We start from the raw sequence: 24863 nt of genomic DNA on the forward strand, positions 1-24863 counted from the left end.
GGCCGGCTTTTTTTACGCTTCAATTTTGTTGAAGAACTGTGGCAGATACGCTTTGTGCGCCTCCAGCATGTCGTCTAAAATCTGTTTGGCCACAGTATCGGACGGGACAAGCGGGTTAATCGTCATGGCAAGGAGTGCGGTTTGATAGTCACCTGTAACTGCCGCTTCTGCCGCGACACGTTCAAAGGATTTGATTTGCTGGACGAGGCCACGGACAGACACCGGCAAGTCGCCGACAGCAATTGGCTTAGGGCCGGTTTTCGTCATCACACAGTTCACTTCAACTGCGGAATCGTCTGGGATGCTTGCTATTGCACCGTTATTGATCGTGTTCACCGGCTGAATGTCATGTTTATCATTATAAATCGAGCTGATTAAGTTACATGCAGCATCACTGTAGTAAGCTCCGCCCCGTTTCTCCAGCTGCGGCGGTTTAATCGCAAGGTTCGGATCTTTATAAAGCTCGAACAGCTCTTTTTCGACCTTCTGCACGACTTCAGCGCGGGTGCCCTCCGTTTGTGATGCTTCCAGTTCGTGCTCCAGCATCTCTTTTGTTTTGAAATAGTAACGGTGATAGCCGCAAGGGATCACATTGAGCGCTTTTAAGAAATCCGGTTCCCATTCGGCGCCTAAGATATTTTTCATCGTCATCGCGTTTTTCGGGTCACCCATCGCCTCGATGACTTGCTCTTTCACACTTACGCCGTCCAAGAAAACATCCAGCCCGAATACCATATGATTCAGTCCGGCGAATTGGACTTCTACGCGGTCCACATCTACATCAAGCGCTTTGGCTACGCCCATTTTAATGCCGATTGGAACATTACAAAGACCGACGACTTTCTTCAGGTTGGAGTAGCGAAGCAAGGCTTCTGTTACCATGCCGGCAGGGTTTGTGAAGTTAACAAGCCAAGCGTTCGGGCAGAGCTCTTCTATGTCCTTTGCGATCTCAAGGATGACCGGAATCGTGCGTAATCCTTTAAACAGGCCTCCCGGGCCGTTTGTTTCCTGGCCAATTACTCCGTATTTTAGTGGAATGCGCTCATCCTTTGCTCTTGCCTGCAAAAGTCCGACGCGGAATTGAGTCGTGACAAAGTCTGCGTCTTTCAGCGCTTTTCTCCGGTCGAGCGTAAGATGAATGTCGATCGGGACACCGGCTTTTTCAACCATCCGTTTGGCGAGTTTGCCGACAATATTCAGCTTTTCTTCGCCCTCGGGGATATCGACGAGCCATAATTCACGGACAGGCAGCTCATCATACCGTTTAATGAACCCTTCCACTAGCTCAGGCGTATAGCTTGAGCCTCCGCCAATCGTTACAATCTTCAATCCTTTTGTCATATGCTTGCTCCCCTTTGCTCGGTGATTTTTTCATATAACTCAATGATCTCTGCAGCCATATCCTTCACTGTCATTGCATTCATTAAATGATCCTGTGCATGAACCATCAGAAGCGTCATTTCCGTCTTATCTCCGCCCGCTTCATTTTGGATCAGCTCTGTCTGATAATGATGGGCTTTTGACAATTCTTCAGCAGCGTCTTGAAGCTTTTTCCGCGCTTCTTCTGCGTCACCGCTTTTCGCAGCGGCAATGGCCTCCATTGCGGAGCTCCTACCGTTTCCTCCGTGAAGGATAATTTGAAAAATGATTTGTTCCATTTCCTCATTCACGCGATTCACTTCCTTTCTCTACAGAGCCGCTTCCTTGTCATCTGATGCAGCAGGTGTTTGGACCAGCTCCAAATCGTTTTCTTCTTTCAGCTTCTGCTTATCCCACATTCTGAAGAATGGGTAGTAGACAACAAAGGATACGGCGATATTAATGGCTTGCATGACCGCGCCTGAGACTTTTCCTCCTGTCGCCAAGTAGCCTGAAAAGATCGGCGGCATGGTCCACGGCACTGCGATACCCGCCGGTTTTGCGACAAGGCCTGTGCTCATTCCAATGTATGTGAGTGTCACTGTGACAAGCGGCGTGATGATAAATGGAAGTAAGAGCATTGGGTTCATGACGATCGGCATTCCGAATATAATCGGTTCGTTAATATTGAAGATGGCCGGGCCGATCGCAAGCTTTCCGAGCTGTTTCATTTGTTTGCTTCGGGCACGCAGGAACATCGTGACAACCAGTGCCAATGTCGCGCCGCTTCCGCCAATATTGACCCAGATATCGAAAAATTGCTGGGTGAAAATCTTAGGAAGCTCCTCACCGGCTTGGAACGCGATCCGGTTAGCATCCATTGCGCCGTACCAAATCGGTGCCATGACGCCGCCGACAATGTTGGCGCCGTGAAGTCCGCAGGCCCATAAAAGCATTTTGACGGCTTCGGCGACAAGGCTTCCTCCAAGACTTCCTCCAAGAATGGAAAGCGGGGTCCCCAGTAAAACGCTTACAATATTATGAAGGCTTTCAAACGGTGTCGCTTCAACTACCAGCCGGGCTGCCCAAATCAGAAAGATGACGGCAAAGCCAGGAATTAAAGCGACAAATGACTTGCTTACCGCTGGCGGAACGCCGTCCGGCATTTTGAAGACTAAATTGCGCTGGATAATGAGGCGGTAAATCTCTGTGGACACCATCGCGATAATCATGGCGACAAACAGGCCTTTGCTTCCCATGAGCGAAAGCGGAATCCCGCCGCCGACCATGATTTCTTTCGTCGCTCCATCCGGTGTAAACGGCACTTGATAAGGTGTTGCTAATAAAAATGCCGCAAGGGAAATGGCTCCGGCCGACAAGGCATCAACGCCGTATTTCTCGGCGAGCCGGTAGGCGATGCCGAACGCGGCGACTAGACCCATAATTTCAAAGGTGGCGTCGACTGGGTAGGCCAGTTTTTCAGACCAGGAGCTGCCAAACGTTTTCGCCATAAACTCAGCGTATCCCGGGATTGGGAGGTTGCCGATGATAAGGAAAAAGGAACCGATGATAATCAGCGGCATCGTGAGGATGATACCATCACGCAATGCCTGCAAATGACGCTGTCCTGCAATTCTTCCCGCTATAGGCATGACCTTTTCTTCTAAGATCTGATTGACTTTATTCACATAGCCCGCCCCTTTCTATGACACATTTCCAAGCTGTTCAGCCGATTTCAGCACTTCCGCCCCGTTGCAAGTGCCATAATGGACGGTATTAATGACGTCTACCGGAACCCCCTTTGACTCTCCTAATTTTTTGAGCTGCGGAAGCATATAACGGACTTGCGGCCCGAGAAGCAGTACATCCGCTTTATCGATATGATTTTGTACAGAATCGCCTGAAACTGCCCAAATGGTATAGTCTTTTCCTTGTTCCTGCGCACTTTTTTCCATCTTGCTTACCAGTAAGCTAGTAGACATGCCTGCCGCACACACGAGTAATATATTCATGTAAAGACCCCCTAATGTTTGATCAATCTTGTTATATCCTGCTGTTGCTATCATCATATTATGAAATCGCTTTCATAAACACTCAAGGTTTTTCCGCAGGAAACGGAAAAAAGGTATATACAGTCTGTCAGCTCATCTTTTTTTGGTCAAACACATCCGAAAGCTCTTGATACGAACGGCATTTGATCAGCTGGTTCACCGCCGCCGGGTCATCCAAAATGCTGCCCAGAAGTTTATACATGCTTTGCAAATCCGTTGTATTCTCCTTCTCGACACAAAGCAGACAGACAAATTGAACACGCTGATTCTCCCAATCGATCGGTTTTTTGAGCGTGCAAACGGCCCAAAACGTAGTTTTTGTCTGCGGAACGAGCGGGTGCGGGATGGCAACTAGATTGCCAAAGCACGTTGGCGACATGTCTTCTCTTTCAAAAATGGAATCTATGATTTCTTCATCTGCATAGCCGCATTCGAACGCTTTCTGCCCTAAAAATCGAATCACTTCTTCTTTTGAGCGCAAATCCTCCTGAAAAAAAACGAGTTCCTTTCTAAGATAGCGGACGGCTTTTTCCTTTTCATCACTTAGAATGGATTCTATTTTTGTAAAGTCAGTTCCGCCTAAGAGTGTGTTAACCTTCAGTACGGGTACAGGGAGCTCTTTTTTCATCGGAATGGTGCTGATGACAAAATCGATGGATTCATAGGATATTTGGTCAAGACTGTAATACTCAGCCGTTCCAAGAATATCGAGCCGATTGCCGAAATGGGAACGGAGTTTTTCGCGCAGAAGCTGGGCGCTTCCGGCACCCGATGCGCATACAATGATACAGCGTTTCGGCGGGCTTTCTGTTTTTTTTCGTTCAATCGCGGCACCAAAGTGCAGAGCCAAATATCCAATTTCATTTTCATGAATGTCGATGCCTGTTTGTTCCTTTATCACTAACCCCGCAATGATCCCAGCTTCAAAAGCGAGCGGGTAATGTTCCTTGATCGCTGCCAGCATCGGATTTCGAAGATTCATGCCGTATCGGTTGCGGCTGATCGCCGGCTTCACATGCAGGGCCAATCCGATTTTCAGCTCTTTGTCATGCAGAATGCCGAGCTTCAGTTCACGATCAACGGCTTTGATCATGGCAAATGTCAACTGATCGGTTTCTTCTTCTATTGAAAATGTGTCCTCTCCGCATTGTGATTGTGTCATTCGTTTTGTGCCAAGGAGATGCATGGTGATGTACGCTGTCTCGTCTTTCGGAAACGTAACGGCAAGCGCTGATTCCAGTTCTTTTACGATGGCTTCTGCAGCCTGGTATTCTTTTTGATGCAGGATATGATCCATATCTTCAGGGAAAAGAGATACATAGTTTTCCGTTCTGATCCGTTTACAGGCGATAGCGATATGGATAATGAGGTTATTCAGTCCCAAGTTGGACAGAGGAATGCGGTCGTTTCTCATTTTTTTCAGGATGGCGGAACGGATGATCTCAATTTCCTCCCTTGGCAAAATATCAGCCTTTTCATTCAAAACATCCATCTCCGTTTCTCTTTCATCGACAATGTACTCCGCCATACAGTACCTCATCTGCACCTCTTCCCCGCGCAGCTTGAAGCCATAATTCGGACGTGTTTCCATGACGATGCGGTAAGGCAGCAGACGTTTCTTTACTTCCTTTAAATCCGATTGGAGAGTAGATTTTGAGATGAATAGTTCTTCAGCCAGTTCATCGAGCTTGAGGTAATGATCCGCCAGCAGCAGACGTTTCATAAGATAGGCCATTCTCTCCTCAGGCAATACCGGCAGGCCCTTTTTTTGCTGAAACACATCTTGCAGCAGCACCCTAAAAGTCTGCTCGTCATTAATGCTGAGCTTGTAGCCGGAGCCTCTTACCGATTGTACAAAGGCACCGTGGCCGCTTAGTACACCTTGCAGTTCCTTTATATCATTGCGGACCGTCCGCGTCGTTACGTTTAATTGCGCGGCAAAAAACGAGCTTGTCAACGGGGCTTCAGCCGCCATCAGCAAGCGCAGAATATCACGAAGTCGCCCATGAAGCATGAGAAAAACCTCCTATCTAGTAGATGCAGGGATTCAGTAAATAGGCAGAAAGGATGATGAAGGGATTCGAAATGTATATAAATTCTATAATGGAGAGAATGGCAAGTCAATGAACACCCGGAGGACGAGAGGGAAAACTGACCTATAAAAAAACAGCCGGGGTCAGCCGGCTGTTCTGGATGCGGACATCTTCTTTTGTTTAGACGCCTTTCGATCCTTCATGATTTTTCGAACAATCGGGTAAATGAGCGGCGCCCATTTGATAACGGTTTTGATCATCTTTTTCAAAGCTCCGATTCTCCCTTCTTTTTTCTCAACCATTCCCCTGATTGCCTCTTGCTTAAACATGCTAACGCGACACGTACCTGTTTCCCGTCACCCAGAAACGCCATGGATAATCGCGGGCCTCCCCGCTGTTGTCGATGCCGATGCGCGGACCGGTTGAAATCTGCTCCGGTGTGTACCCGCTTTCAATGTAAAGCGGCTGTTCCGTGATCCAGCGTCCGTAGTCATTCATCGTCACGCCTAGCGCTTTTGTGAGCTTTCCGGGCCCGTTTGTCCATTCCCTAGGACTTCTGCCCGGCCTTCTCTCCTCCATTAACAGCTGGCCTTCATGCGGCTCAATCGCCCTGATTAATACCGCTTGCGGGATATTCTCTTCCGCGGCAACGACATTCAGCAATGTATGTGTGTGCATCACATATGTATACACCCGCCCAGCTTCTGCAAACATGATTTCAGTCCGCTTCGTCCGGCGGTTGTTAAAGCTGTGTGCCGCTCTGTCCCCAGCCCCCATATAGGCCTCTGTTTCCACAATATAACCTGACGCTATGCCTTCGTCTGTTTCTTTTACAAGAAGGCAGCCGAGAAGCGATGGGGCAAGCTCAAGAGCGTTTTTTTGATAAAACGTGATGGGCAGCGGATTTTTTTCTCTCGTCACGAATCGACCTCTCCTTTTACCGATTTTTGTACATTGTACCATTCCCGAAGCAGATCAAAAAAAACGGCTGTTTTAAAATCTTTCCATTCAGGGAATATTGTTACCGTTCAAAAAAGGAGGGCCAACCATTGAAAGATGATCATCAAAACAAGCAGCACCAATCAAATTCCCAAGGAAGCGAGGAAGCGCTTTCTCATAAGACGTCCGGGAAAAATGAGTCAGAGGATACCTTAACGAATAGGCAGGGGCATCCTGTTACTGACAACCAAAATGTGAGAACCGTCGGGAACAGAGGGCCTACTACACTTGAGAACTATGATTTTCTCGAAAAAATCAGCCACTTTGACCGGGAACGCATCCCAGAGCGCGTTGTTCATGCCAGGGGAGCAGGTGCACACGGGTATTTTGAAGCGTACGGAAGCTTCGGAGACGAACCGATTTCAACATACACCCGGGCCAAGCTCTTTCAGGAAAAAGGCAAGAAAACACCGGCATTTGTCCGTTTTTCAACTGTGAATCATGGAAAACACTCACCTGAAACATTGAGAGACCCGCGCGGTTTTGCCGTAAAGCTATATACAGAAGACGGAAACTGGGATTTGGTCGGGAACAACCTGAAAATCTTTTTTATCCGCGACCCGCTGAAATTTCCGGATCTTGTACACGCATTTCAGCCTGATCCAGTGACCAACATTCAGGATGGTGAACGTATTTTCGATTTCATTTCTCAGTCTCCTGAAGCGACACATATGATCACTTTCTTGTTTTCGCCTTGGGGTATTCCGGCCAACTACCGGCAAATGCAGGGTTCAGGCGTACATGCCTATAAATGGGTGAATGAGGAGGGCAAGGCCGTTCTCGTGAAATACCATTTCGAACCAAAGCAGGGCATCCGCAACCTGACACAGAAGGAAGCAGAAGAGATCCAAGGGAAAAACTTTAACCATGCCACACAGGATTTATATGATGCGATCGAAAATGGCGATTATCCGGAGTGGGAAGTGTATGCCCAAATCATGAGCGATGATGAACACCCTGAACTGGACTTTGATCCTCTTGATCCGACAAAACTGTGGTATAAAGACGATTTCCCATGGAAACCGATCGGCAAATTGGTGCTTAACAAAAATCCGAAAAACTACCATGCGGAAGTGGAGCAAGCTTCATTTGGAACGGGAGTGCTTGTCGACGGTCTTGATTTTTCCGATGACAAACTGCTTCAGGGACGGACGTTTGCCTACTCTGATACGCAGCGCTACCGTGTAGGCGCAAATTACCTGCAGCTCCCGATCAACTCGCCGAAAAAGCATGTCGCCACCAACCAGGAAGGCGGGCAAATGCAATATCGGGTCGATAGAGCAGAAGGACAAAACCCGCACGTCAACTATGAGCCATCCATTATGGGCGGGCTCAATGAAGCGAAGCAGGATGGAAAAGATCATACCCCGCATGTCGAAGGTGATGTAAAGCGTGAAGCAATTGACAGAACAAACAACTTCGGACAGGCTGGGGAAACATACCGGAGATTTACTGAATTTGAACGGAACGAATTGATTACGAATTTGGTGAATACGCTTTCTACGTGCCGAAAAGAAATCCAGGATCAAATGATTGAGAATTTCACAAAAGCTGATCCTGACTACGGAAAACGCGTCGCGGAAGGGCTGAAAAAAGTTTCCGAAAACAACAGCAACGGGCCGATCGGCACAACTGAAACGGAACAGGCTGCAAAGCAGGCTGAACAGGAGAGCCATCCGTCTGATCCGTATTAAAAACAGCGAACAGGGCTTTTTTAGAAGCCCTGTTTTTTTATTTTTCTATTGAAACGCTTTCAACAATTGTGTTGTACTGGAAGGAAAGGGGTGGAGAGATACGATGGAATTACAGCAGGACTTGATTCCTCAGAAAAAAACAATCGGCGCTTTAGATCACGCCGTTTTTTTATGCATGGTATTTTGTTTCTGGTTTTCAGGCTATATTTACGTTCCTGTATTCAGCCTGTATTTGGAGGATCTGCACTTTTCATATGGCGCAATCGGCATCATTCTCGGCAGCTACGGGGTCACGCAAATCCTTCTGCGATTCCCGCTCGGCCTTTTGTCAGATATCCTGTTTTCCTTGCGCAAGCAATTGTTAATTGCCGGGTTCGGCTTTTCCGTCCTCAGCAGCCTGCTTTTTCTGATGTTTGATTCTTTCTTCTTCGTGCTGGCCGCCCGGCTGTTTGCGGGAATCACTGCTTCTATGTGGGTGATGGCGACCATTTTATACGCACATTATTTCAACAATGGCAATGCATCAAAAGCAATGGGCATCATGCAGTTTTTTACCGTCATGCCTCAGTTTGCCAGTATTGTGTTCTGCGGGCTCGCCGCAGCCCATTTAGGCAGACAGATTCCATTTTGGATGGCGCTGGCAGCCTCTGCCGCAGGTCTGGTGATCTGCTGCTTTATTAAAGATCCGTCTGCTCCCCCAGCGAATCGTGACACCATCCGTGTCAATCAATACATCAAAGACACATTGCGGCTGCCAAAGCTGAAGCTTTTCACCATCTTGTCTATGACGGCTCATGCCGTATTATTTATGACAGTGTTTGGTTTTACGCCGCTTTACATCAATCAGCTCGAAATGGGGGACGCAGAGCTGCTTTGGGTGATGAGCGCCTTTTTCCTCCCTCACGCAGCCGCCACATTAAGCTTTGTTTTTCTGCGCTTTACAAGTCGCATCGCCTACTCCGTAATGCTCATCAGTTTTGCTGTCACCGGGGTCTGCTTGCTATATGTTCCTTATTCAGCCACATTGTTCACGGTTTGCATCACACACGCCTGTATCGGGCTGGCGCTCGGCTTCATTTTTCCTCTGCTGCTAAGCCATGTCGTCGAAATCAGTTCTGTCCGTTTAAAAATGTCAGTGATGGGGTTTTATCAATCATTTTATGCGCTAGGCATCTTCCTCGGGCCCCTTCTTGCCGGGAAAATCGCACAGCTTTTCGGGCTTGCGGGAGTTTTTTATGGAGCCGGGTCGCTGGCATTTACCGCCTTTTTTGTGATGCTCGCGCAAAAACGTAACATGATCAATTAATAGCTTTCATACCGCTGGAAGCGCCACACAGAAAACATGGCAAGAAGCAAGATGCACAGTATGGAGAAAGTGAGTGACCATCCGAAAAAACCTGCCCGCTCTCCATGAAGAAGGATATGCTCCGCCTGCTTGCAAAGCTCGGCCGGAAGCCACTTCGCATGATCTGGGAATAGTGAAACAGCAAAGGAAACAACTGCTGGAAACCCGATCCCGAAAGCCGCAGCTGCTCCGAGAGACCGGAATATCGTGCTTCCGGCAAGGCCGGCAGTCACAATAAATATCACCCAAAGAGCGTAAAGGCCGAGACTTGCGGCAAACCGGCTGAATGATGCGTCCTCAAACAGCAGCCGGACGTAATAATAAGCAAGCGCGTATCCAGCTGCGAACGACAGAATGCCGATCACACTTTGGGTGAGCCATTTACTCACGATATAATGGGCTGCCGTCACAGGACGTGACATGATCAGAGCTGTTATCCCTTGATTCCTTTCATTGGCTACACTGCCCATCACGCTAAAGATGATCAGAGCCATGCCAAGCGTGTTAAATTGAGAAAGCGTGCTGACCATCACTTCAGACCCGGAGGGCATCGTAAAACTGATTTTCATGCCGTCAGGAAGGTTTCCTCCATGTGCGATGATGTCCGGCATATAATAAATGGTCAGCGGCTGTGTCAGCCCGACGATCATCATCGCAATCGGCAGCCAAACCAGCTTGCCGCTTTTCCATCCTTCCAGCCATTCCTTCTGCAATAGCGCCATCATCACCTTCATGCGTGCACCACCTTGAGATAGACGTCTTCAAGAGACTCGTTTTTCTGTTCAAAACGGGTGACGGTCAATCCCTTCCGGATACAATCACTTAATAATGACCGGCCAGCGTGTATATCAGGCAGCTCGAAAACAGCTTGGGATTGATTCTTATAGACAATAGCTGAGACGTAAGGCTTCTCTTCAAGCCAGCCCTTCAGCTTCTCTTTCACTGTAAGGGTAAAAACGTTCGTTTGATGCTGTTTTTTCAGCTCCTGCAGCTCACCTTTCCATGAAATCTCACCGTTTTTCATAATCACCACTTGATCACACACCTGCTCTGCATCGTGCAAAACGTGTGTAGAAAACAGAACGGCCATATGCTTCTTCAGCTCCCGCATCATGTCCAGCACCTCGAACCGTCCTGTCGGGTCAAGTGCAGACACCGGTTCATCCAATATCAAAAGCTTCGGGCTATGGAGCAGTGCCTGTGCCAGACCGAGTCTTTGTTTCATGCCTCCTGAATAGCCCCCGATCCTTTTGTGTGCCGCTTCGTGCAAACCGACAAATTCCAGCATCTCACCAATCTCCTCTTGGCACTTTTTCTTTGGAAGACCGGATAGTCGCCCTGCAAATGTCAAAAATTCATTTGCGGTCATCCACGAATAAAAAGCAGGATACTGCGGGAGGTACCCAATCAATCGCCGGTCCAGCTTTTTCTCCCCTAACAGCTTAATGTTTCCGGAAGTTGGCGAAAGCAGTCCGGCCAGCATTTGCAGGGATGTGGTTTTGCCGGCTCCATTAGGTCCTAATAGTGCGACACACTCATTTTCATTCACATGAAAACTGACATTCTTTACAGCTTCATGATGCCGGTACGATTTGTATAATGACTCAATAGACAGCATGCCCGCTCACCTTTGCTTTCTGCCGACGGTGAAAAATAAAATCGGCCCGATAATATTGATACATACGATAATTGCAGCCCACATCCACTTGGACCCGTTTGTCCGCTCTTCTTTTATACAGCTGATGAGAGCAAACACCGCCAAAGCCAACTGTAATACAATCAGCGGCAAAATCATTTCCCAAGAAATATTCATTGCTTGATCCCCCTTTTCTTCCGATCCGGCCTAATGACAAAAAAGTAATAACAAATCAGAGGCACCGGTGCTTGAATCAATCCGACAATCCCCCAAACCCATGCCATGCGATTACGTTTTTTCGCATCAATAAATAAAAAGATTCCCTGTGACAATACGATGAGACAAGCCGCAACTGTTATGACAATTTCTGTTTGTGTCATCTGCGTTTCACCTCGCATTCGCCGAGATGCCTTTTTTTCTCAGCCGCAATCAAAATCGGCAGCACCGCAAGCACACAAACCTGAAGCACAATAAACACAGCGGGAGCTTGAGTGAATGCCAGGATCGCCGCACTCACAACCATCAGCGCGCAGAATACAAATAAGATAATCTCTTTTAGCAGTTTTCTTCTGCGTTCTGCTTTCATTTGTGACAGCTGGTAAAGCAGTTCTTTTTGATTCGGTATAGGGGGATTGGCTGTTTGATCAATTTTCTGCCATTCTGATTTTAAATGCTCAGAAAGCTTTTCTTTATTCATCGTCCCACTCCTTTCTGATTTGCTGAAGCCCTTTATGAACTCTGGACTTTACAGTGCCTTCTTTGATTTGAAGCATCATCCCGATTTCGGCGTAGGTATAGCCGTAGTAATGCCTTAATAAAACTGGTGTGCGCAGTTTAGGGTCCAGCTTTGAAAACAGATCGAGCGTTTCACTCCACTCTGCCCCTTTCGCCGACACGTCCCACTTGATCTTGCGGATAGTTTCCTCCGTAACTGTCTGATTCCGTTTCCATTCTCTCTTTCTCTTTTTCTGGTGATCGAGATAGAGCCGCGATGCAATGGAGATCAGCCATGTGGAGAATTTTGAACGACCCTGAAAGCTTCTTAAATGGATGTACCCTTTCAGAAAGGTTTCCTGAACAAGCTCCTCGCTGAGATCAGGGTGAAGGGAAAGCTTTAACAAGTATTTATATAAGAAAGAATAGTGATAGTGGAAAAGGGCTGTAAACGCCTCGTCGTTTCCCTCTTTCGCCTGCTGGATCAGCCGCTGTTCTTCATGTGTATCCAATGACCGTGATCCCCCCTTTTTTGTTTTTCTGCCTTATGTGACGACACCGGATTTAAAAGCGTTCATCTTTTTTTACAATTCTTTTCAGCCATTGACAGATCAGGCTTCTCGGCCGTATGGCTGCACATCCGCATTTGTAAACCCCCGCACAGTCTGTTAAGCTATGACTTTATGTCGATTTTAAAAATATCCAATATGGAGGACGATGCATTGAAAGTAGAAAGGCGAACGATTGAATATATTCCTAATGAAGAAAGACATGGTAAGGCGAAAGATTTATTTCCCGTATGGTTCGGGGCTAATATGCATATCACCACGTTAGTGACCGGCACGATTCCCGTTGCAATGGGACTTAATCTATTTTGGAGTGTTGCCGCTATTATTTGCGGAACATTAATCGGTGCCATATTTATGGCGTCTCATTCCGCGCAAGGCCCTCAGCTTGGCATCCCGCAAATGATTCAAAGCCGTGCCCAATTCGGCGTAATCGGAGCGATTCTTCCCCTCTTCTTAGTCATGTTTATCTACCTTGGTTTCTTCGCAAGCAGCACGATTCTGGCAGCCGGAACCTTAAGCAGCTTTGTTCCCATCCCGGGATCATGGAGCATTATAGGCTTAAGCGCCGTATGTTTTTTACTCACCATTTTCGGCCATGATTTGATTCACAAAATGCAAAAAATCCTTTCTTGGACCTCTTTTGCTGTATTTTTTGCTGCAACGATTCTCATTTTTCAATTGCCGATTCCGGCAGGCAGCTGGATTCCCGGAGCGATTGATCTGCCAATTTTCTTGGTGGCAGTCAGCGCAGTTGCGACATGGCAGCTTGCCTACGCGCCGTATGTTGCCGATTATTCAAGATATCTGCCAATACAAACACCGGCTTCAAAAACATTTTGGTACAGCTATGCGGGTACATCTGTCAGCTCCATCTGGATGATGCTGCTCGGCGCATTGCTGACAACCTCACTTCCTGACTTTACGGCAAACTCAGGCAGCCAGATTGTCCAATTGTTCGGTCCCTTCTCGTTTATTATGCTGATCATTGTGTTATTTGGGCAAATGGCGATCAATGTTTTTAACCTGTATGGGGCTTTCATGTCCACGACAACAACGCTGGAGCCGTTTCTGAAATTAAAAGTCACGCCCAAAGTCAGAATCATCATGATCCTGGGTGTCACGCTTGTCGGCACAGTCTTAAGCCTACTGGGACAGAGCAACTTTATGGAGCTGTTTTTGAATTTTATCTTTTTCATCAGTTATTTCTTAATTCCGTGGACGGCAATCAATTTAGTCGATTACTACTTTGTCCGCCACGGAAATTATCAAGTTAAAGCCATGTTCGACGTAAACGGGCCTTATGGAAAGGTCAATTGGATCACCACGATTGCGTTCGTTCTGTCCATCTTGCTGGAAATTCCGTTTATCAATACAAGCTTTTACATCGGACCGCTTGCCAAAATGTTTGGCGGCGGTGACATCGCATGGATTATCGGATTGGCCGTGCCTTCTGTGCTTTACTATGTATTAATGAAGCCGCGTTTGAAAAAACGGGCGGGGTATCAAGAAAAGCTGTCTTCTCTATGAAGACAGCTTTTTTATCATTCAAATCGCTTCCACACGCGCGGCAACATGTCAGATAGCTCATGAGCGAGCAACGTATGAGCGGAGTGCTCGTCCGTCCAGAGCTCGGCGCACGCACCGTGCAGATAGACTGCGTTTAATATGGCATGCTTCGAGTCCTCATGGCAGCAGAGCATCCCCAATATCATACCCGTCAGCGTGTCACCGGTTCCGCCCTTGGCGAGCGCCCCGTTTCCGGTTGGGTTGAGCCAGCAGTCGCCATCCGGAAACGCGATGACGGTTTGATTTCCTTTTAATACAATGACAGTCTGCAGCCGAGCCGCCCATTCCTTTGCATATTCCGCTCTTTTGTTTTGCAGCTCATTCACTGGCACTCCTGTCATGCGGGAAAATTCGCCCGGGTGCGGCGTAAGGATGACAGGCGCCTCCCGTTTCGGATATTTGCGCTTCGCCAGAGCTCCGGCATCCAAAATAACAGGGCAATCAGCTGTAAGCACATGATCGACCGCCTGCTGTACGCTTTCCGTTTGCGGAAGGCCCGATCCGATTGCAATGGCCCGGTACGTCTCTTCAAGCTGAGCCTCCGCCGCTTTTTTCCAGCCGTTACGCCAATAGGTCGCCTCAGGCAGAACAGGAACAATCAGCGGGACCACGCTTTCAGATGTACCAATGACAAGCTTGCCGAGACCGCTCCGCATGGCTCCAAGCCCTGCAAGCAGCGCTGCTCCCGGCATGTCGTCGCTTCCAGCCAGCAGCAAAGCCGTACCGTACGTGCCTTTATGGCTCTCTGCATCTCTTTCAGGGAGCGTGGCCCTCACATGCTCCTCCGTCCAAAATGGAACATTCATCTCTATCCCTCCTCTGCTTTCTTTTCCTATTTTTCCTGTACCTTTTCTTTTTCAAACAAAAAAGACAGCCTTTTAGGGCTGTCTTAGATTGTTGATAAAATCATAAAATGGTTTTCATTTTATGATTATGTCATCTATTCAGCGTGATTGAGAACCCTTGAAGTCTAGGAAGGGTGAGCATCGGAGCACAGCGAATGTTCTAATTCGTGAGCACCGACGCGCAGGCCTGACAACGAATGCGAGGGTTTGTCGACACGCTGAGACAGCCTTTTAGGGCTGTCTTCTATTTTACAGGAACATCAAGGTGATACAGGCGGCGATATCGTTCGTTTGCCGCCAACAGCTCCTCATGGGTTCCTTCCATTTCCGTTTTACCGTTTTCGAGAAATACGATTTTATCGGCTGCTTCCACTCCCGCGAGATGGTGTGTGATCCATAGAATCGTTTTTCCTTTCAGCACCTCAAACACCGTTTCCATCAATTCACGCTCAGTGATGGGATCGAGGCCGACTGTTGGCTCATCAAGGATGATGATCGGCGTATCCTGCAGCAAGATCCGCGCAAGTGCGATCCGCTGGCGCTCTCCACCGGAAAAACGGATGCCCGTTTCCTGTACAGAGGTATGATATCCGTCAGGAAGCGACTCAATGTAGTCATGCAGCTTAACCTGCTTTGCGGCACGGCGCACATCATCGTCGCTTGCTTCTCCGTTTCCGAGCCTGATGTTGTTCAAAATACTCGTATCAAACAGATGCGGTTTTTGATTTAACACAGCCACCGCATCAGCAATCTGATCCTTTAACAGCGCTGTCTCCACTCCGTTTAACGTCACAGAACCGGAGTCCGGTTTTAAGGCGCCTTCGATTAACGCAAGCGACGTTGATTTCCCAGAGCCGCTCCGACCAAGCAGCGCCATTTTTTCTCCTTGGCGCAGCGTAAAGGAAAAGTTGTCAAGCACTTGGCTGCTGTTGTCATAAGAAAACGTCACATCACGAAAGGACAGGGTAACATCTTGGAGATCGAGCATTTGAGCCCCTGATTCTGTTTGTGACGCCTCCGGCTGAGGAGCCACCTTGTTCATGCGTCTGATAGAATCCTGATAGCCCGGCACTTCGCCTAAGGCATCCGAAAGCGGCAAAAAGGCTTCCGTCAGCGGGAATACCACAAGCACAAAAGCAGCTATCATCGTTTTAGCAAGCTCGCCGTCCGCTTGCTGTCCCGCCGTCCAAAACAGCATCAACAAGATAAGGCCGGCGACAAGGCATTGCGCAGCAAAGTCCCGCCACCTTGTAAAGCGTTGTTTATTCCGTTCAAGCTCAAACCAATCATGTTCCTCTTTTTCATACGCATCAATAAAAGCATGCCGGCGTCCGCTGAACATCCAGTCGCTGACACCCATCACGGCATCTGTCAGACGGCTGTACAGCACATTCCGTCCGCTTTTCAGCTTCGCATTCTTCGCTCTCGTCACGAGTAAAGACACAACCGGAAACAATACAACAAGAACAAACAAATAAAGCGCAAGCAATATGGCAAACGGCCAAGAGAAGAAGCCGAGCGCTATCACTGACACAGCATACAGGAGCAAGGCTGAGATCGCAGGAAAAATTGTTTTTAAGAAAGCATCCTGCAAATGTTCAATATCCTCAGACAAAATGCCGAGCATATCCCCCGTGCGAAAACGGGAACGCAGCATCAAAGCACCCGGCTCAAGCATATTGTAAAGGCGGACGCGCATGTCGGATACGATTTTCAAAATGATGTGATGTCCGACGAGCCGTTCCACATATCGCGACACAGACCGTGCAATTCCAAAGGTGCGGACAGCGACAATCGGCACATAAATAAGCAGAATGTTTTCCGGCCTTGTCGCTGCTTTAGAAATCAAGAACCCTGAGGTGAACATGAGAAAAGCAGCAGAAAAAATCGTCACCGCGCCCAAAAAGATAACCAGAACGAACAGGCGGGCATTTTGCTTGATATACGGCAGAATCCATTCTTCTTTCTTCATGCTCTTTCCCCCAGTTGTGCCTTCACGAGTTTGGTGTACACACCGTTTTTCTTCAGCAGTTCATCGTGAGTTCCGATTTCCGCAACCCTGCCCCCGTCAAGCACGATAATTTCATCCATATCAAGCATCCAGTGAAGGCGGTGAGTCGCGAGAAAGACGAGCTTATCCTCAAATAAATCCAGCATCGTTTCTTTTATTTCATATTCTGTTTCGATATCAAGATGGGCAGTCGGCTCATCCAGCAGCAGAATCGGGCGGTTTCCCAAAAAGGCGCGGGCCAGCGCGACACGCTGTGCTTGTCCGCCGCTGAGCGCCCGGCCGCCTTCCCCGATTCGCCCCTCTAATCCGTCAGGAAGCTTATCCACCAGCTCCGTCAAACCCGCCGCAGCAGCGGCACGGACTGTATCCTCTGCCGAAGCGCTTGGGTGGTAGAAGCGAATGTTATTGCTAAGCGTATCATCAAAAATGTACGGATGCTGAGGGATGTACAGAAGGTTTTTCTGCCAGCTGCCGTCCTGCAAATGGGACCGGCTTGTGCCATTAACCTCAATCATCCCGCCATCCGGCTCCAAAAATCCGCCGAGGATATCAATTAATGTTGATTTTCCGGCACCGCTTGCACCGATAATGCCGATTTTTTTCTTACCTTTGAATGACAGGTGAATATCAGAAACCGAACGGCCGACTGACACGCCTGACAGCTTCAGCTCATCCTGACCGGACCAAGCCTTGAGCTGAAGCGGCGTCTCTTCTTTAAAACCAGGCTGCGACAAAATCTCTTGAATGGTTTTTCCTGCTTCCTGGCCGTTCAGCGTTGCATGATAATCATTCCCCACTTCCCGCACCGGCAAAAAATACTCAGGCGCCAGAATAAGCGCCGTTAAAGCAGGGCCAAGCAAAATATCGCCGTCAATGAGGCGCAGGCCTAGAAATACTGCGACTGTCGCCACCGACAGCATCGTGAAAAAATCGAGGGCGAATGATGACAAAAACGCCACCCGGAGTGTACTCATCGTTGCCTTGCGATACCGCTCACTCACATAGAAAATATTTTTGCTGTGTGACTTGCTCAAACCTAGGAAACGCAATGTCTCCAGCCCGCGAAGAGAATCAACAAAATGATTGGAAAGTCTTTGATAGGATTTCCACTGACGATCCGCTTTTCTCTGTGCGACAAGGCCGAGGAGAATCATAAAGATGATCAGAATCGGCATAGCAGCGACTAAAATGATGGCTGATGTGCGATCCTGAAAAAACACATAAATGACAACCGCCGCAGGCACAATCGCCATGCTGACCATTTTCGGCAGAAACAGCTCCAGGTAGCGGCGGAACTGGCTGATGCCTTCCATCGCCAGCGTCACCATTTGCCCCGTCCCCTCTTTCTTTGCAAAGCGGGGCCCTAAACGGAACAGCTGATCAAGAAAACTTTTTCTCAAATCTGCACCTGTCTGGGCGGCATATTGATAGACGATTTTCTGACGCGCCACCGTCACCCCGTGCCGTGCGACAAAAGCGATGAGGAAAAAGCCGATCACCGGATAAAGGGAGGTAATGCCCTTCCCGTTGAACAGTCCGGTTACGGCTTCACTCAGCCACTCTGCCTGCATAATAATAGCGGCTGTCTGAATCAGCGTTAAACAAGTAATCACAGTGAGTATCCGCTTCATTCCTTTATATCGAAACAGGTCTTTTCCCATTAATAAGTCATAGGCTCCTTATGGCTGACGCGCTTCCGGAAAACATAATAGCTCCAGATCTGGCTGCCGATGACGAACGGCAATAGCGTTAATGCTGCAATTGACATGACTTTAAGCGAATAATCACCGGAAGAAGCGTTAGCTACTGTTAAATCGTATGCGCTTTGAAGCGAGCTGACCATTACGCGAGGGAATAGGGAAATAAAGATCATTCCCACGGTCAGCGCAAGACCAGCGCCTGTCATCCCAAATGTCCAGCCGTCTTTTTTCTTACGGATAAATACAGCCGCGAGCATAAAGCAGATGACAATCAAAACAACGAGCGGAATGGTAATTTCTCCGCGGCGTGTAAACATGTCTGTCTGATACGCAGAAAGAGCCGCAAAGGCAAGAACCGCTACAAAAACAACACCCATTATGTTTTGCGCCATTTTTCGGGCGCGTTTTTGCAAATCACCAATCGTACGCAGCGTGATAAACATTAATCCGTGCAGGAAGCAAAGAAGTGTTACCGTCACACCGCCAAGTATAGAATATACATTGATATAATCAGATACATGTGCGTGAATGTTCATGTCAGCATCAATCGGCATTCCGCGGAATAATGTCGTAAACAGAACACCAAGCACAAACGGAGGAATCAGACTGCCGAAGAAAACGACCCAGTCCCAAACCTTTACCCATTTTAAATGATCCACCTTGCCGCGAAACTCAAACGCGACCCCGCGGCCCATTAACGCAAGCAGCACAATGACAAACGGAATGTAATAACCGCTCAGCATCGTTGCATACCAGTTTGGAAATGCCGCAAAAATGGCGCCCGCGCCAGTCAAAAGCCACACTTCATTCGCGTCCCAGAACGGTCCGATCGTGTTGATCAGCACTCTGCGTTCTAATTCATTATGGCCAAGAAAACGGGTCGCCATGCCGACCCCGAAATCAAAGCCTTCCAAAAAGAAGAATCCTACAAACAATACAGCAACGAGTATAAACCAAAGATCATGAAGAGATGCCATGGTATACCTCCTGACTAAATGGATCTGTTGATACAGGCACTTCATGATGATCATCATGCTCGGCACCTTTTTTAATCTCACGGATAAACAAGAAGACAAGCAGCGCGCCCAGAATCATGTACATTACACCGAATGCGATGATTGAGAATAACAAGGAGCCCGCTGTTACGTTAGGCGACACGGATTGAGCCGTTGTCATCAAGCCCATAACCGTCCAAGGCTGACGCCCGATTTCTGTCATAATCCAGCCCGCAGAATTCGCAAGAAACGGGAAGGATATCAAAGCGATCATGATGCGCAAATACCATTTGCTGTTTTCAAGCTTTTTGCGGCGGTTCAGCCAGAGGCCGCCTAGCGCTGCAAGAATCATGACAACGCCTGCGCCAACCATGATGCGGAAGCTCCAGAATGTCGTTTTTACCGGCGGAATATAGTCGCCTTTTCCGTATACTTTTTCGTACTCAGCCTGAAGGGTTTTCATCCCTTTGACACTTCCGCTGAATTTCTGATAAGCCAAGTAGCTCAAGGCATAAGGAACTTTGATCTCATTTGAGCTTTTTTCATTTTTTGTATCGATCGTGGCAAAAGCGGTCCAAGCAGCAGGGTCACCGCTGTCTTCCCATAGGCCTTCACTGGCAGCCATTTTCATCGGCTGTGATTCCATTAAGTGCTCAGCCTGCATGTGTCCGCTGAGGCCGACGCCAAGGCCTGCACAAAGGCCAACGATCATTGCGAGTTTAAAAGATTGCTTAAAGAACGGCACTTCTTTTTTCTTCAATAGTTTAAAAGCACTTACTCCGGCAATAAAGAAAGCCCCGGTGGCAAGCGCACCGAAAATAACGTGCGGGAATTCAACCCAAAGCTGAGGGTTTGTGATCAGCGCGCCAAAGTCGTTCATTTCCGCGCGGCCGTTTTTGATTGCAAAGCCGACCGGCTCCTGCATAAAGGAGTTTGCTGTTAAAATCCAGAAAGATGACATGATCGTTCCAAATGATACGAGCCATATGCAGAGAGCGTGAATTTTCTTCGGCAGGCGGTCCCAGCCAAATATCCATAATCCGATAAAAATAGATTCCATGAAAAACGCCAATAAGGCTTCAATCGCAAGCGGAGCGCCAAATACATCTCCGACAAAACGGGAGTAATCAGACCAGTTCAGTCCAAACTGGAATTCTTGCAAAATCCCCGTTACAACACCGACTGCGAAATTTATTAAGAATAAGTGCCCCCAAAACTTTGCCATTTTGAGATACAGCTCATTTTTCTTCACAAGATAAAGAGTCTCCATCAACGCAACCATAAACACAAGCCCGATAGACATCGGCACAAACAAGAAATGAAACAACGTTGTGGATGCAAATTGTATGCGGGCTAATACCAATTCACTCATGCTTTCTCCTCCATTTCCGGTTGAAACTGTTATTTGCTCATCACTTCACAAATAGAACCAAAACTTTGATCAGTAATTCACAAAATAGACGAAAAAAATATTGTTCAGTATTTCACAAATGTATCAAAAAGTCGTCCAATATGATGCAAGATTGCTAGACTGACCAAATGATACAATCTCTGACTGGTTCATATTAAGTACTTTACAACGATTCATTTCAAAAATAAAGCCTAAAACACCTAAAAAGTCCCGTACTATGTGACGGTTTTTTGTCTATTTTGTTGCTTATTTATGTCGGCTGCTAGGATAAATGACCCTTTATCATCGTACATCAACACATTGTTCCTTGCGAACAAAATGCTCAGCCCCGCCCCAGCACTCGATTCTCAGCATTCCGTCATAAACCGATTTTAGTCAGAATGCCTCTTTCCATTTGAACCGGCGAGAGGGGAAAAGCTGAATAGTAAATTTTTAATATATTAATAATTTCAATTTTTTAGTATACTTAACATAGTGAACAATTTCACTGCATCAAGAATAGGGGAGGTTTTTCAATGGGAGAGCTTCAAACACAACCGCAATTGCAAACGGATACAATTCACGAAGGGGTTCGAAAAGAGAATTGGTTTGCGAAAGCCATGAATATAAAAGTAGGCATCATACCGCTTCCTGTGTATGCCTTGCTGTTTATATTAATCACTGTTTTTGTTATGCATCACGATGTAAAAAGTGACATTTTGACATCCATTGCCGTCATGGCGTTTTTCGGGTTTACCTTTGCCCAAATCGGCAAATCGATACCGATTGTTCGTTCTATCGGCGGCCCGGCCATCCTAGCTACTTTTATTCCATCCGCTGTCGTTTACTATCACCTGCTGCCTAATGATATCGTCAAATCCACCACTGAATTTACAGAAAACTCAAACTTTCTATATTTGTTTATCGCCGGCATTGTCGTTGGAAGCATCCTCGGCATGAAAAGAGAAACACTCGTAAAAGCATTTATGAAAATCTTTATTCCACTTATTGTCGGTTCTGTCACAGCCGCTATTGTCGGACTGGCTGTCGGGACTTTGCTCGGACTCGGATTTCAGCATACCCTGCTGTACATTGTCATTCCGATCATGGCTGGAGGAGTCGGAGAAGGTGCTATCCCGCTGTCCATCGGTTATTCTGACATCATGCCCATTTCTCAAGGGGAAGCGTTCGCACTTGTTCTCCCGTCGATTATGCTGGGCAGCCTGTGTGCGATTATTCTAGCGGGCTTGCTGAACAGAATCGGAAAGAAAAAACCGGAATGGACAGGCAACGGCAAAGTGGACCGCTCCGAAGAAGAGTCCCCTGCGCTGGAGGAATCACAAAGCGGACAGCAAATGTTCAACCTTTCTTTATTTGCGTCAGGCGGTATCCTTGCTGTTTCTTTATACTTAGTCGGCATGCTCGCTCACGATTTTTTCGGTTTTCCGGCACCCGTTGCCATGCTGTTACTGGCTGTTCTCATAAAGCTGTTCAGATTGGTGCCTGCCTCAATTGAAAATGGCGCGTTTGGCGTGTCCCGCTTCTTTTCAACAGCTGTGACCTATCCGCTGCTCTTTGCGATCGGGGTATCCATGACGCCGTGGGACAAGCTTATCGCCGCCTTTAACCTCAGCAATATCATTACGATTCTGTCTGTCGTTGTGACCATGATGGCCGTCGGCTTCTTCACCGGAAAATGGCTGAACATGTATCCGATTGAAACCGCTATTATTAATGCATGCCATTCAGGGCAAGGCGGCACCGGTGACGTCGCTATTTTAAGCGCGGCGGAAAGGCTTGAGCTGATGCCGTTCGCCCAGGTGTCTACCCGCATCGGGGGAGCGATTACAGTGTCCTTAACCCTATTGCTGCTGCACCAATTTTATTGATACACCGCAAGCAAGTTCTTCGGAAAACGAAAGAGCTTGCTTTTTGCATGTCCGTGTTTTTGTAAGTTCCCATCCCATGCTATAGTAATAGTTGGAAATACTAGATAGAAAGGAATCTGGCATGCCTATGGGAACTCATCTATTTCTCTTTATGCTTCTCGGGCTGGGATTTTATTTGATATCAGCCCTGGCAGCAAAACTCATTCCGGCCGTAGACTTCTGGATTGATATTGTTCTTTGGGTCGGCGCTGCAGTTTACATCTTCTCTCATCTCTCATTCATGGACGGCATTGTCTCAATCGCGACAATGTTCTTCTGCTATTGGACCGCAATGGATCTCATTGTTTCAGAGCGTGCGGAAAAACCTTCGGGAGACTGGCAGGAAATCGAGCTGGCCAGAAACAAAACACGTCTCCTGTCAGACATTACGCTGACCGCCATTGTGTTTGCAGGGGCTGTTATTTTTTTCATCTATGGACCTGACACAAGCCCTCTCAAATATGTGATCCTTCTCGGCATGATCTCTGGCGGAGGGGCACTGGTGAAGCGCATACTGAATGTTTTCAGCGTAAAGGTTTTTTATTCGGCTGCCTTAGAAAAATTGCATATCAGCTCACACTATGAAACCCGTACATACCCACTTTCCGATTTGAAGGACATTCAGCTTGAATCAACGGCAGATCTCTTAAAGCTCCATCCGCTTATGACGATGTATTCACCCCGTTTAGATTTGACAACAAGCTTTCAGCAAGTCATTAAACTGTCTCTTCCCGGCGAAACACTGTTTCTGACGGTGAAGGAACCGCAAAAATGGAAAACGATTCTCCGAGAATACACAGATGAAGAAAACAATGTGGACAATGTGATTTCTGTTTTGCCGTTTTATCATAGAAAAAATGTGAAGCGGCTGCTCGGGAAGCTTTATTTTGCCGCCAGCGTAAAAGGGGTATCCGCTTACGCCTTATTGGTGCTCGCGTTATACGCATTACACGCCTCTCCATGGGTCATGGCTGTTGCCGTAATCCTGTATTGGGTATTCAACATGTATATGTCAGACCGTGTGTTGCAGGCGGCGATGGACGCCAAGCCTTGTCATCATCCGCATGTACAGGCAGCGGCCGATAAGATTTTCCGATCGGCCGGCATTTCCCATGTCCGCATATACGAAACGGAGAGTGATGATTACAACGGAATGGCAGTAGGCATGAATGTCGGGAGGTCAATGGTCATCCTGACAAGCGCCACACTAACACTTCCACAGCGTGTCATTGAAGGCATTCTGGCCCATGAGGCGATTCATATCAAAAAACGTGACGTTCTGTCATCACAGCTTTTGCGTTTTCTATATCTTGGAGCTGTCGTTGGGATTTTCCTCTTGTTTGAGCAGCATATCACCCATCCCGAGGCCCACAAAATTGCGCTTTGGGCTTTCATTATGGCAATCATTATCCTGTTCCAGCTCTATCAATCCTTTTGTTCACAATGGATGGAGGTGCGTGCTGACAACCTTGGCGCATCATTGCTGGAAGGCGGTTACAAACAAATGGCTGAAGCCTTGAGGATCTTGGCGGTTCGGCAGGATGAGGACATACAGAAACAAAGTGCCTATAGCTCTGAAGCAGATGAAGACGAGCTTCAAATTGACTCTCTCACCCGTGATAAAAGCTGGCTTTTCAGATTGATTGATTTTCAGTTCGCCCCTCATCCCCCTATGTATTGGCGTGTCGGCACTTTATTGTCAAATAAAGGACACGGGGTGCTGAAGCGCTGGCTCAGAGACCGCCTGAAAGAATCGATCACTTTGAAATGAAACCGGTCAGCGTTTCATCCGTATAACAGATATGGTGTAAAAAGGGAGTGACGCGAAGTGATTGTGATCATCTTATTGTTTATATCTATTATTGTTTTTCTTTCAGTCATTCAGCCGCAGCCCTCGGAAAATAAAAGCCGCCAGCAGGCGGACAGCGGGTATTTCGGTTATTCAGATCATAGCTCGCACCATGATGGATGCGGCAGTGACGGAGGTTTCAGCGATTCCGGCTGTGGCGGCGGAGGCGATTGAGCGCC

At 47.7% G+C, this 24863-nt stretch carries 24 protein-coding genes; 6 read left to right on the top strand and 18 right to left on the bottom strand.

Going from position 1 to position 24863, the window contains the following annotated elements:
- Positions 1 to 12 precede the first annotated feature (12 nt).
- The 7 genes from licH to BLL41_RS10495 form a co-directional block, all read right to left on the bottom strand.
- Positions 13 to 1341 carry a 6-phospho-beta-glucosidase LicH gene (gene licH / locus BLL41_RS10465; protein ID WP_071577783.1) on the bottom strand — a complete coding sequence of 443 codons (1329 nt, stop codon included), beginning with the start codon at positions 1339 to 1341 and terminating at the stop codon, positions 13 to 15.
- The gene (gene licA, locus BLL41_RS10470; RefSeq protein WP_071577784.1) at positions 1338 to 1670 is read right to left on the bottom strand and encodes a PTS lichenan transporter subunit IIA; all 333 of its coding nucleotides are present in this window, start codon (positions 1668 to 1670) and stop codon (positions 1338 to 1340) included. The genes licH and licA overlap by 4 nt, the downstream gene beginning before the upstream one ends.
- Before the next feature lie 18 nt (positions 1671 to 1688).
- Positions 1689 to 3047, bottom strand: a complete 1359-nt coding sequence (licC, locus tag BLL41_RS10475; RefSeq protein ID WP_071577785.1) for a PTS lichenan transporter subunit IIC — start codon at positions 3045 to 3047, stop codon at positions 1689 to 1691.
- Between the two features lie 15 nt (positions 3048 to 3062).
- Positions 3063 to 3371 carry a PTS lichenan transporter subunit IIB gene (gene licB / locus BLL41_RS10480; RefSeq protein WP_069150575.1) on the bottom strand — a complete coding sequence of 103 codons (309 nt, stop codon included), beginning with the start codon at positions 3369 to 3371 and terminating at the stop codon, positions 3063 to 3065.
- Between the two features lie 127 nt (positions 3372 to 3498).
- Complete coding sequence (gene licR, locus BLL41_RS10485; protein WP_071577786.1) at positions 3499 to 5424, bottom strand: transcriptional regulator LicR; 1926 nt, start codon at positions 5422 to 5424, stop codon at positions 3499 to 3501.
- A 162-nt stretch (positions 5425 to 5586) separates the two neighbouring features.
- Entirely contained in the window at positions 5587 to 5745 is a 159-nt protein-coding gene (locus tag BLL41_RS10490) for a hypothetical protein (RefSeq protein WP_071577787.1), read from the bottom strand.
- A 28-nt stretch (positions 5746 to 5773) separates the two neighbouring features.
- On the bottom strand, positions 5774 to 6364 hold the full coding sequence (locus BLL41_RS10495; RefSeq protein WP_071577788.1) for a DNA-3-methyladenine glycosylase: 591 nt from the start codon (positions 6362 to 6364) through the stop codon (positions 5774 to 5776).
- A gap of 128 nt (positions 6365 to 6492) precedes the next feature.
- Between BLL41_RS10495 and katX the strand changes: the two genes are divergently transcribed.
- Both katX and BLL41_RS10505 read left to right on the top strand, forming a co-directional pair.
- The gene (katX, locus tag BLL41_RS10500; protein WP_071577789.1) at positions 6493 to 8136 is read left to right on the top strand and encodes a catalase KatX; all 1644 of its coding nucleotides are present in this window, start codon (positions 6493 to 6495) and stop codon (positions 8134 to 8136) included.
- Between the two features lie 103 nt (positions 8137 to 8239).
- Entirely contained in the window at positions 8240 to 9442 is a 1203-nt protein-coding gene (locus tag BLL41_RS10505; RefSeq protein WP_071577790.1) for an MFS transporter, read from the top strand.
- On the opposite strand, the gene BLL41_RS10510 is transcribed toward BLL41_RS10505, so the two are convergent.
- The 6 genes from BLL41_RS10510 to sigY are packed head-to-tail and all read right to left on the bottom strand — an operon-like array spanning position 9439 to position 12343.
- On the bottom strand, positions 9439 to 10215 hold the full coding sequence (locus BLL41_RS10510; protein ID WP_071577791.1) for an ABC transporter permease: 777 nt from the start codon (positions 10213 to 10215) through the stop codon (positions 9439 to 9441). The genes BLL41_RS10505 and BLL41_RS10510 overlap by 4 nt on opposite strands.
- Positions 10212 to 11099 carry an ABC transporter ATP-binding protein gene (locus tag BLL41_RS10515; protein ID WP_071577792.1) on the bottom strand — a complete coding sequence of 296 codons (888 nt, stop codon included), beginning with the start codon at positions 11097 to 11099 and terminating at the stop codon, positions 10212 to 10214. The genes BLL41_RS10510 and BLL41_RS10515 overlap by 4 nt, the downstream gene beginning before the upstream one ends.
- Before the next feature lie 6 nt (positions 11100 to 11105).
- A complete protein-coding gene (gene yxlE, locus BLL41_RS10520) occupies positions 11106 to 11294 on the bottom strand; it encodes a sigma Y negative regulator YxlE (RefSeq protein WP_071577793.1) in 189 nt (62 codons plus the stop codon).
- Positions 11291 to 11497, bottom strand: a complete 207-nt coding sequence (gene yxlD, locus BLL41_RS10525) for a sigma Y negative regulator YxlD (protein ID WP_071577794.1) — start codon at positions 11495 to 11497, stop codon at positions 11291 to 11293. Before yxlD ends, yxlE begins: the two co-directional genes overlap by 4 nt.
- The gene (locus BLL41_RS10530) at positions 11494 to 11814 is read right to left on the bottom strand and encodes a YxlC family protein (protein ID WP_071577795.1); all 321 of its coding nucleotides are present in this window, start codon (positions 11812 to 11814) and stop codon (positions 11494 to 11496) included. The genes yxlD and BLL41_RS10530 overlap by 4 nt, the downstream gene beginning before the upstream one ends.
- On the bottom strand, positions 11807 to 12343 hold the full coding sequence (gene sigY / locus BLL41_RS10535; protein WP_071577796.1) for an RNA polymerase sigma factor SigY: 537 nt from the start codon (positions 12341 to 12343) through the stop codon (positions 11807 to 11809). The genes BLL41_RS10530 and sigY overlap by 8 nt, the downstream gene beginning before the upstream one ends.
- Before the next feature lie 210 nt (positions 12344 to 12553).
- Between sigY and BLL41_RS10540 the strand changes: the two genes are divergently transcribed.
- On the top strand, positions 12554 to 13927 hold the full coding sequence (locus BLL41_RS10540; RefSeq protein ID WP_071577797.1) for a cytosine permease: 1374 nt from the start codon (positions 12554 to 12556) through the stop codon (positions 13925 to 13927).
- Between the two features lie 14 nt (positions 13928 to 13941).
- On the opposite strand, the gene BLL41_RS10545 is transcribed toward BLL41_RS10540, so the two are convergent.
- From BLL41_RS10545 to cydA, 5 genes are all read right to left on the bottom strand, one after another.
- Positions 13942 to 14772 (bottom strand): NAD(P)H-hydrate dehydratase, encoded by an 831-nt coding sequence (locus tag BLL41_RS10545; protein ID WP_071577798.1) that lies wholly within the window; start codon positions 14770 to 14772, stop codon positions 13942 to 13944.
- A gap of 283 nt (positions 14773 to 15055) precedes the next feature.
- Positions 15056 to 16783, bottom strand: coding sequence for a thiol reductant ABC exporter subunit CydC (cydC, locus tag BLL41_RS10550; protein WP_071577799.1), 1728 nt, complete (start codon positions 16781 to 16783; stop codon positions 15056 to 15058).
- Entirely contained in the window at positions 16780 to 18483 is a 1704-nt protein-coding gene (gene cydD / locus BLL41_RS10555) for a thiol reductant ABC exporter subunit CydD (RefSeq protein ID WP_071577800.1), read from the bottom strand. Before cydD ends, cydC begins: the two co-directional genes overlap by 4 nt.
- Positions 18483 to 19499: a cytochrome d ubiquinol oxidase subunit II gene (cydB, locus tag BLL41_RS10560; RefSeq protein ID WP_071577801.1), complete on the bottom strand. Its 1017-nt coding sequence runs from the start codon at positions 19497 to 19499 to the stop codon at positions 18483 to 18485. Before cydB ends, cydD begins: the two co-directional genes overlap by 1 nt.
- Positions 19483 to 20889 carry a cytochrome ubiquinol oxidase subunit I gene (gene cydA, locus BLL41_RS10565; RefSeq protein ID WP_071577802.1) on the bottom strand — a complete coding sequence of 469 codons (1407 nt, stop codon included), beginning with the start codon at positions 20887 to 20889 and terminating at the stop codon, positions 19483 to 19485. Before cydA ends, cydB begins: the two co-directional genes overlap by 17 nt.
- A 554-nt stretch (positions 20890 to 21443) precedes the next feature.
- Here cydA and cimH point away from each other — a divergent pair.
- The 3 genes from cimH to BLL41_RS10580 all read left to right on the top strand — a co-directional run bounded on the left by cimH (position 21444) and on the right by BLL41_RS10580 (position 24858).
- On the top strand, positions 21444 to 22796 hold the full coding sequence (gene cimH / locus BLL41_RS10570; protein ID WP_071577803.1) for a citrate/malate transporter CimH: 1353 nt from the start codon (positions 21444 to 21446) through the stop codon (positions 22794 to 22796).
- A 121-nt stretch (positions 22797 to 22917) separates the two neighbouring features.
- On the top strand, positions 22918 to 24606 hold the full coding sequence (locus tag BLL41_RS10575) for a M56 family metallopeptidase (RefSeq protein WP_083427984.1): 1689 nt from the start codon (positions 22918 to 22920) through the stop codon (positions 24604 to 24606).
- A 57-nt stretch (positions 24607 to 24663) separates the two neighbouring features.
- On the top strand, positions 24664 to 24858 hold the full coding sequence (locus BLL41_RS10580; protein WP_071577805.1) for a hypothetical protein: 195 nt from the start codon (positions 24664 to 24666) through the stop codon (positions 24856 to 24858).
- Positions 24859 to 24863 lie beyond the last annotated feature (5 nt).

The sequence above is a fragment of the Bacillus sp. FMQ74 genome (assembly GCF_001875785.1).
Lineage (GTDB): Bacteria > Bacillota > Bacilli > Bacillales > Bacillaceae > Bacillus > Bacillus stercoris.